Source organism: Blautia faecis (assembly GCF_020554845.1).
GTDB classification, from domain to species: domain Bacteria; phylum Bacillota; class Clostridia; order Lachnospirales; family Lachnospiraceae; genus Blautia_A; species Blautia_A faecis.
The window spans coordinates 17,956-26,924 of the sequence record NZ_JAJCIA010000033.1; the positions used below are offsets into that span (position 1 = coordinate 17,956).

9 protein-coding genes are annotated in these 8,969 nt (G+C 43.1%); all 9 read right to left on the minus strand.

Translation table 11 applies throughout. From position 1 onward, the window contains the following. Positions 1-65: 65 nt before the first annotated feature. Positions 66-2,909 carry a GH36-type glycosyl hydrolase domain-containing protein gene (locus tag LIZ66_RS14440; RefSeq protein WP_227201026.1) on the minus strand — a complete coding sequence of 948 codons (2,844 nt, stop codon included), beginning with the start codon at positions 2,907-2,909 and terminating at the stop codon, positions 66-68. Positions 2,910-2,959: 50 nt separating this feature from the next. Further along, a complete protein-coding gene (locus LIZ66_RS14445; RefSeq protein WP_173718536.1) occupies positions 2,960-5,377 on the minus strand; it encodes a glycoside hydrolase family 94 protein in 2,418 nt (805 codons plus the stop codon). A gap of 155 nt (positions 5,378-5,532) precedes the next feature. Then, on the minus strand, positions 5,533-6,225 hold the full coding sequence (rplA, locus tag LIZ66_RS14450) for a 50S ribosomal protein L1 (protein ID WP_118577943.1): 693 nt from the start codon (positions 6,223-6,225) through the stop codon (positions 5,533-5,535). A 56-nt stretch (positions 6,226-6,281) separates the two neighbouring features. After that, entirely contained in the window at positions 6,282-6,707 is a 426-nt protein-coding gene (rplK, locus tag LIZ66_RS14455; protein WP_117852954.1) for a 50S ribosomal protein L11, read from the minus strand. A gap of 68 nt (positions 6,708-6,775) precedes the next feature. Beyond that, the gene (gene nusG / locus LIZ66_RS14460; protein ID WP_173718537.1) at positions 6,776-7,291 is read right to left on the minus strand and encodes a transcription termination/antitermination protein NusG; all 516 of its coding nucleotides are present in this window, start codon (positions 7,289-7,291) and stop codon (positions 6,776-6,778) included. Positions 7,292-7,307: 16 nt separating this feature from the next. Further along, positions 7,308-7,532, minus strand: coding sequence for a preprotein translocase subunit SecE (gene secE, locus LIZ66_RS14465; RefSeq protein ID WP_173718538.1), 225 nt, complete (start codon positions 7,530-7,532; stop codon positions 7,308-7,310). Positions 7,533-7,557: 25 nt separating this feature from the next. Then, positions 7,558-7,707: a 50S ribosomal protein L33 gene (gene rpmG / locus LIZ66_RS14470; protein WP_117853039.1), complete on the minus strand. Its 150-nt coding sequence runs from the start codon at positions 7,705-7,707 to the stop codon at positions 7,558-7,560. A gap of 222 nt (positions 7,708-7,929) precedes the next feature. Then, complete coding sequence (locus LIZ66_RS14475; protein ID WP_226837789.1) at positions 7,930-8,520, minus strand: 4'-phosphopantetheinyl transferase family protein; 591 nt, start codon at positions 8,518-8,520, stop codon at positions 7,930-7,932. Between the two features lie 139 nt (positions 8,521-8,659). Further along, entirely contained in the window at positions 8,660-8,962 is a 303-nt protein-coding gene (locus LIZ66_RS14480) for an STAS domain-containing protein (protein WP_118577945.1), read from the minus strand. Positions 8,963-8,969: the final 7 nt, after the last annotated feature.

Below are 8,969 nucleotides of genomic sequence, written 5' to 3' on the forward strand. Positions count from 1 at the left end.
AATAACCTTTATTTATGCATTGTTATTCCTGAATATCTGGTCATTTTTCTAATTCTTTATCCAGATTAGTTCAAAATAATATTAATTTCATGTACTTTTTCCAAAGTCAGTTTTTCTATTTCAGAGCGCTTCAGGCGAGCCTGCCTGCCGCCTTCTGCCGACAGCAAAGTACCATCACAAAAGGCTTCTTTTATCTGCACTTTATTCCATTCTTTTTTCTCCCTGTTAAAAATATGAATGGAAAATTTCCTTCCGGCAAATTCTATTTTCAAGGAAGCTTTTCCTTCCTGATCGTACTGCTCAGGCATAAGTGCAGGTGCTATCACCATATCGCCCAGCTGGCCTTTTACTCCAAAAACTTCTGTTATCATGGTCAGCATATACCAGCTTGCAGCTCCGGTCAGATATGCGTATAAGCCTCTTCCCTGATTATCGAAATATTCCGGGATTCCCGGGTACATTTTGCTGCGTTCAAAATCCATTGCAGTATCAAGCAGAGTCTGAAGAACTTTGTATCCTTCTTTGGCGTGACCGGTTTTGTACAATGCATTGGCATACATAACTGCCATATGGGAAAAGACGGCACCATTTTCCTTTTCTCCATATGCAAATCCAAACATTCTTCCCAGGTCAAATTTTTCCTCTTTGAAATCTGTATTCAGGCGGTAGCCGCCGGCTTTCCTGTCATACAGATATGCATCTGCACTCCTGCAGATTGCCTGTATCTGTTCCTCTGTAGCGGTACCACTCATGACAGCAAATACCTGTCCGGTAAGCATCATTCGGGTGTTACACTCTGCACCAGCTTTATTGTCGGTTTCATCTGAAACCGCGCTATATTCTACTTTTCTTCCATGATTATCATAATATCCATTAAACCAGCCTTTATCCCCATCCTGGATCCATTCATTTTTCCGAATATTTTCCACGAGCCAGTCTGCTTTTTCTTCCAGATTGCTGCATACCATTTTCAGAGAAAGCACTACTTTATTTCCACTGAGATTATGGGCACTCAAATCAGTATATTGCTTCAAAACCTTCTGTTTTTTCTCAGGGTTTTCATATAACTGTTTTCCACAGGCAAACAGACATTCCATTTCTTCTGCAAGCTCAATCCTGTTAATTCCCTGAACACTCTCTATTTCTCTAAGCACATAAGCGATATCCTTCAAATTTCCGGCATAAGCACAGGTAAAGGCCACACTCTCACCTTTTTCCCAGGCCATGTCTAAGGCATCATTCCAGTCTGCTCCATGCAGACACATTTCATTATGATCTCCCACATCAAAAAATGCGCACAGATTTTGAAGAAGAATATGTTCCAGAACAGTTCCATGATATATTTCATTAGCATCTGTTTTCTGTAAATTACCATAACTGCTGTTCCATTCTTCATCATGAGCTGTTCCGCGTTTTGACTGAAGATCCTTAAAATATGGAATCTTCTCAAATAAAACATCAAGATCCCCGGTCTGATCCAAATAAAGCTTCGTAGTTACAAACGGCCAAAAGCTATGATCCATCCATACACGGGTAATATTATTCCTGTCTGCAATAAATTCTCCCTGACCACTTCCTATAATTGTGGCATTTGTTCCATCAATACGAACACCTCCATAATTATCAATGATCATCTGTCTTACCTCAGATGGCTCCATGATCAACAAGGCAAGGCAATCCTGCCATAAATCGCGCCAGCCGCGTCCCCCTTTTCCATAATCATGATAGGGGAGAAAAGAACATCCATAAATTCTTCTGAGGATTGGCTGGAAACAGATCCATTTCAGATAATTATCCGCATCTTCGCTTCCAGTTTCAAACGCTACATTAACCTTCCGAATCCAGTGTTCTTTTACTTCTTCCAGCATATTCCGTACCTGGGAGCGGGTCCTGCAGCCAGAAGTCAACGACTCTATCCATTTAGAAGCTTTTGCCGGATCTATTGCCTTTTTATCTGTATTCTCCTTTCTTGGGAACTGCTGCTCACCGGCATCTGCAATCCCACATAGTAAAATATAACCAGCTGTTTCCCTTGGTTTCAGTGTTTTCCGGCTGAATCGGATGCCTCCAACAGCCTCTTTTCCCTGAAGTTCTGTTCCAGAGGGTTTTCCGGGCTTATTAATTCTTACTGCCTCTGGATTCAGAAAGGTTCCGCCTTCTCCTATAAACTCCTCCACCGTAGGATAAAATGACTCCGGCTTCTCTCCGTTTTCATCTGAACCGTATACAAAATATGTAGTATTATTTTTCTGATGTCCCCGCTCGTCAAAGGACAAAACCGGGGTTACTTCCACACCATAATCGGTGGTCCGAATTCGGTGGAGAAGGGAGGTAACATGGCGGTGATCTCGAAGATTATCTGCACTTCTTCCATATACCGGAATTGCACCTGTTGGCACAATTTCCACTTTTTTTTCGGAAATATTTGTGATTTCCACATATTCTACTTCCATGTCCCCAGAAATTGTAACAAAAGATGTTACTTCTGCCTGAAGACCATATTTTTGTGATTTTCGGGAAATCTTCTGCCACATAAAACCAGCTTCCAGTGTGCTTTCGTCCTGCTTATCTGTAAATTTCTGAAATTCCTGTTCTGCAGAATTTCCACAGACAGACCAACAGCCCAGAAGCTTCGGATCTGCTCCAGACAGAGCAGTATCACCTGCTTCTGTGCTTTTATATACCTGACACCAGAAATTTCTGGTATTTCGGTTGTTATGCAGGTTTTCAATACTTACAGGCTCAAGAAGGAAATGATTCTGATCCGTTTTGCTGTCACCTCCCAGATTAGGGGTGATACTGGATTTCAGTCCTTTTTCTCCCGCCATAGGCAGATACAGACCGCTATAATTTTCCGGATCATGTATAATAAAGCTTCCGTTTTTATCCTGAAATTCTATATGTTTCATCAATGTTTCTCGCTTTCTGCCTGCGTCCACCCACCAGGCCTACTAAATTTTTACGACAGATACAATTCAACCTCAGTTTCAGCAGTCAGCTTATCCTGTGGGATATAATTATCTTTTAACTCTTCACCGTTTACAGTAAGTTTCTTAAATCCACTCTCTGCATGTCCCGGATTTTGCACTTTAATGTGCAGGTGACAGCCGCGGAAATCTTTTTCGACTTCAAATCCATCCCATTCCTTCGGTATGGACGGTGCGATACGAAGACCATAGAAATCAGGACGCATTCCAAGAATACCTTCCACACATCCTACCATAACAGTAGACGCAGTTCCAGTAAGCCAGTGTACATGAGAACGGCCAAAATTCGGACTTGCTTTCCCCTCTGTAAACTGACCATAGCAATATGGCTCAAGTCTGCGGATCTCCGCCTTATCATTCTGTGCAGCCGGAGCATTTTCCATAAAGTAGCCAAATGCTCTTTCTCCATGTCCCATTAATGCTTCTGCCAGAATGATCCATCCCTGTGACTGAGAAAAAATCCCTGCATTTTCTTTTGTTCCTGCATTATAAATTACAGCCAGTGCACCGTCAAAAGCATGTGCGTGGTATGGGGGATCCATGAGAATAGCACCATACTCTGTATTCAGTCTTTTATAAACCTGCTCAAGTGCCAGTTCTGACTGCTCCTTTGTTGCAAGCCCACTGATCACAGCCCAGCTCTGGGGATTCAGCCACATATTTGCTTCCGGATCTGTACGCTGTCCGATTATTTCTCCTGCTTCTGTAAAACCGCGGATAAACCGGTCTTCATTCCAGCAAAGCTTTTCAATCAGTTTCCCAAGCTCTTCCTGGCTTTTTTCCAGATATGAGATATATTCTTCATCTTTTTCGTAAGCCGCAAACTCCTTCAAAATGGTCATTGCATAATAAAACTGCAAAGCTACAAAAGTAGATTCTCCATCTTTTCCAAGCCTCAGGCAGTCGTTCCAATCTGCATAAAGTCCCGCCGGCATTCCATGTTTTCCAAGATGTTCCATCGAGAACTGGATCGCACGTTTCAGATGCTCATATACTGTTCCTTCATCTTTATTTGCAAATGGGATTACCTCATCAATAAAATCTACATTTCCTGTCTCTGACACATACTTATATACAGTTGGAAAAAGCCATAAAGCATCGTCAGCGCGATATGCCGGATGCCCTGTTTCCTGTACATAGGAAGCATCGTCTGGCGTATCCTCATGTCCTGGATTATGGGTGAATTTAACAAGAGGCAGACCACCACCATTATCTACCTGGGCAGACAACATGAAACGGATCTTATCCGCTGCCATTTCAGGTGCCAGATGGATCACGCCCTGAATATCCTGCACAGTGTCGCGGTATCCATATCCATTGCGCAGACCGCAGTAAGTAAAGGATGCTGCTCTGGACCAGATAAAAGTCATAAAACAGTTGTAAGCGTTCCATGTGTTGATCATGGTATTAAATTCATTACTTGGAGTTTTTATCTGAAAATGTGAAAGCTGTCCATGCCAGTAACTGATCAGTTCTTCCAGTTCCCTTTCGCAAACCTGCTGGCAATTTTGGTCATAACGCGCAACAATCGCTTCTGCCTCGTCATTCTTTTTCATACCTACAAGAAAAGCCATCTCTTTCTTTTCTCCCGGGGCAAGCTTTAACACTGCTGTCAATGCACCACAGCTGTTTTCATTATAATTTCCCTCACAATTAAGCTTGCCGTCAATTACTCCTACCGGGTTTCCATAACCGTGATATCTCCCCAGAAATGCTTCTTTTTCACCGCACCAGGAATCCACTGGCACGCCGGCCAGACCCAGGAACCGATTTGTCACATCTTTGTTATCTACCTTTTCCCCTTCATCAAGACGATCCAGATTTGCATGGATCATCTGGCGTACACGGTTTCCTCTGAAAACAGTTTTGGTAATATACTGGGAATACTGCAGATTTACCTGATCCTGCTCATAGTTGCTGTTGTTGGTAAATTCCGCATATCCGGTTACATTAATTTCTCTTTCCTTATCAGAACAGTTCTCCACACAAAGGCTCCACACCTCATAAGACTGTCCCAGGGGTACATAATACCTAACCTCAGAATGAATACCGCTGTAATCTGCCATCATCCTGGTATAAGCAGTACCGTGGTGACATTCACTTTTATATTTTTCAAGATCCTTTCCTACAGGCTGCCATGACGCTGACCAAAAATCTTTCGTTTCATTGTCCCTCAGATAAATATATCTTCCCGGCTCGTCAAACTGATTAAAAACATAACGTAAAATTCTTCCGTTAGCCCCAGACTTTACAAAGCTGTATCCGCCTGCATTATTGGACACAATGGCACCATACTCAGGATCTCCCAGATAGTTTACCCAAGGCGCTGGTGTATCTGGTCTGGTAATCACATATTCTCGTTTCTTATCATCAAAATATCCATATTTCATCCCTGCACACTCCTCCTGGTCTTTATATTGACCCGATTTTCCCATATGATATCTCATATGATAAAAAACATATACCAAAACTCACTATAAAATATCAAAATTATGACATGAAAAAAAGCACCCACCTCGCGGTGAGTGCTCTTCATTTTCATCTATTAAGCTAACTTGATCGGGTTGATCTTCACTCCAGGACCCATTGTCGGAGCAATAACAACGCTCTTTAAATACTGTCCTTTCAGTGTGCTAGGTCTAGCCTTTACAATAGCTCCAATCAGCGTCTGGAAGTTGTCGCTTAACTGCTCCTCAGTAAAGGAAGCTTTACCGATCGGCACATGGATAATGTTTGATTTGTCAAGACGATACTCAATCTTACCAGCTTTGATATCATTGATAGCCTTTGTAACATCCATAGTTACAGTACCAGCCTTCGGGTTAGGCATTAAACCTTTCGGTCCAAGTACACGACCAAGACGTCCAACAACACCCATCATATCCGGAGTTGCTACAACAACGTCGAAGTCAAGCCATCCCTCATTCTGGATCTTCGGAATAAGGTCCTCAGCGCCAACGAAATCAGCACCTGCAGCCTTAGCTTCCTCAGCTTTTGCATCCTTAGCGAATACAAGAACGCGAACAGTTTTACCTGTACCATGTGGCAGAACTACTGCACCACGGATCTGCTGATCTGCATGACGTCCATCGCAGCCTGTGCGGATATGAACTTCGATAGTCTCGTCAAATTTGGCAACAGCAGCTTTTTTAACTAAGCTGATAGCTTCATTAGTATCGTATAATGTTGCGCGGTCAACTGCCTTAGCAGCCTCCACGTATTTCTTTCCTCGTTTCATTTCTATAACCTCCTGTGGTATTTGCGGGGAAAAGCCCTCCCACTTACTATTTGTGATTAATCAACTACTTCAATTCCCATACTTCTTGCAGTACCAGCAATCATGCTGGCTGCTGCTTCGATGGATGCTGCATTTAAGTCTTTCATCTTAAGCTGAGCGATCTCCTCAACCTGAGCTTTTGTAACTTTAGCAACTTTTGTTTTGTTCGGTACGCCGGAACCGGATTTGATGTTTGCAGCTTTCTTAAGAAGAACTGCAGCCGGCGGAGTTTTGGTTATGAAGCTGAAACTTCTATCTGCATAAACAGTGATTACTACAGGAATGATCATACCATCCTGATCTGCTGTTCTCGCATTGAACTCTTTTGTAAACTGAACGATATTTACACCGTGCTGTCCAAGAGCCGGACCTACAGGTGGTGCTGGAGTTGCTTTACCAGCGGGAATCTGTAATTTGATATATCCTGTTACTTTCTTTGCCATTTTCGGCACCTCCTATGTGGTATTGGCGGGGGTATGTCCCTCCCACGATATTGTGTTACCTTTGTCTGTTACATTTTCTGAACTTCTGCGAAACTGATTACAACCGGTGTTTCGCGTCCAAACATCTCTACATTGATCGTTACAAGCTGCTTCTGCGGATTGATGGCAGTCACAACACCTGTAGTCTCTTTCCAGGCTCCGCCTGTTACAACAACGGTATCGCCCTCGACGAAATCAACGCGGACAGTCTCATCTTTGATGCCCAGCGGCTTCATTTCTTCTTCTGTGAGCGGTACAGGCTTGGATCCCGGACCAACAAACCCAGTCACTCCACGGGTATTCCGGACAACATACCAGGTATCGTCGTTCATGACCATGTTGATAAGAACATAGCTTGGGAACATTTTTCTCTGGACCTGCTTGGAAACACCATTACGCATCTCCACAACGTCTTCCAGAGGAACCCGTACTTCCAGAATCTGATCCTCAAGATGTCGGTTTTCAATTGTCTTCTCAATGTTGGCCTTTACCTTGTTCTCATAACCGGAATAGGTATGGACAACGTACCATTTTGCTTCTGACATACAATCACCTTTGTCCTTATTTGATTAAAAGATTAATGCATTCCAGAATGCCTGCATCCATCACACTGATGATCACACCGAGAATTACGGTTATGACAATAACAACAACTGACTGTTTCATCAGTGTATCGCGGTCTGTCCAGACAATTTTGTTGAACTCTGCCTTCAGCCCCTGGAACCAGGATTTCTTCGGCTCCTTAGCCTTGGCGGTCTTGCCTGCAGATTTTTCTTTTTCTTGCATAGCCTAACCTCACAATCTAAAGTGACTATTTTGTTTCCTTGTGCATTGTGTGTCTCTGGCAGAACTTACAATATTTCTTGGTTTCCATTCTCTCAGGATGGTTCTTTTTCTCCTTGGTCATATTGTAGTTACGCTGCTTGCACTCTGTACATGCTAATGTAATCCTAACGCGCACAACTTCCACCTCCAGTGTTTTCATTTGCATGGTCTTAAATCAGCCTTTTCGGTGTATCCGCCACCGTTTTTCGGCATAAAAAAAAGACCTAACTTCCATGTCGCTTGTACAGTTTACCACACAGCGGACATATCCGTCAAGTCTTTTGCATATAATTCTTAAGGATTTTTTGACTAAAAATAAGCTCCAATCCATGCTGGATAGCAGCAAAAGGCAGTAGTGTCACAGAAGCTCTGTAAAGCCCTTGGGCGGCAAAGAAAAATCACTTTCCATGCACACTGAGAAAATATAATTCTCAAATTCCATTGTCCTGAAAAAGCCTGGTCTTTTCGGTGATTTTCCCAGAACAAAGCCCTGATCTTTTCGAATGATCTCGAAAGAATCAAGCGGAAGGCTCATCCCCCTGCCTGTCATTTTCATATAACTTTCCTTTAAGGTCCAAAGTGTAAAAAAAGCTTTGCCCGGGTCAGAAGCAGCTTCTATATATTCCCGCTCTGTCGAATGGAAATAATGCTCCGCAATTTCCAGAGGCGCATTGACATTCCGCTCAATGTCGCATCCCACTTCATCATCCGACACCACTCCCACCACATAGTCTCCGGCATGGGAGATATTAAAATGGAGATGATCCGCCACAGGCTTCCCATTTTCGGAATATTTCAGGCTGCTTTCGGAAAGTCCGTTCCCATTCAGGATCTTCCGGATCATAATTCCTGCGCCCAGACTCCTTTTTCGGTCATCCGGCTGAAGATACCGGATGACCTTCTTTCTTCTCTCTGGTCCAACTTGTTCCAAAAGACTTTCATTCTGCAAGGGATCCTCAAGAGTATTGATATTGATTCTATATAATTTTATCATTTCTTACTATAAAAAGCACCGGGTAGCAACTGTAGATTCCCCAGGCCTGCTCCAGACAGGTTGCTGTTCACTTCGCCATGCACGAATTCAACCTTTATTTCTTCTCAATATTGATCTTCTGGTCAAATCCGGTAAGGCTGAAAACATCGTACACTTCATCAGAAACATTTACAATCCTGAAGCCTTCCTTGCCTGCCATCTTCTTATAAGCGGCGATTACCAGACGAAGTCCGGCAGAAGAGATATATTCCAGGTTTGCAAAGTCAAATACCAGGCTGGTTGTACCAGGATCAAGTGCTGACAGCTCCTTTTCCAGCTGCGGTGCAGTCTGGGTGTCAAGCCATCCTGTGATCTCCATAGTTACCTTGCTGCCCTCTGTCTTACTTACAATTTCCATTACAATT

What these genes read in the sequence shown, in the direction of transcription:
- LIZ66_RS14440 (WP_227201026.1), bottom strand. Translation starts at nt 2,909, where the DNA reads ATGAAACATATAGAATTTCAGGATAAAAACGGAAGCTTTATTATACAT.
- nusG (WP_173718537.1), bottom strand. Translation starts at nt 7,291, where the DNA reads ATGTCAGAAGCAAAATGGTACGTTGTCCATACCTATTCCGGTTATGAG.
- rplK (WP_117852954.1), bottom strand. Translation starts at nt 6,707, where the DNA reads ATGGCAAAGAAAGTAACAGGATATATCAAATTACAGATTCCCGCTGGT.
- rplA (WP_118577943.1), bottom strand. Translation starts at nt 6,225, where the DNA reads ATGAAACGAGGAAAGAAATACGTGGAGGCTGCTAAGGCAGTTGACCGC.
- secE (WP_173718538.1), bottom strand. Translation starts at nt 7,532, where the DNA reads ATGCAAGAAAAAGAAAAATCTGCAGGCAAGACCGCCAAGGCTAAGGAG.
- LIZ66_RS14480 (WP_118577945.1), bottom strand. Translation starts at nt 8,962, where the DNA reads ATGGAAATTGTAAGTAAGACAGAGGGCAGCAAGGTAACTATGGAGATC.
- LIZ66_RS14445 (WP_173718536.1), bottom strand. Translation starts at nt 5,377, where the DNA reads ATGAAATATGGATATTTTGATGATAAGAAACGAGAATATGTGATTACC.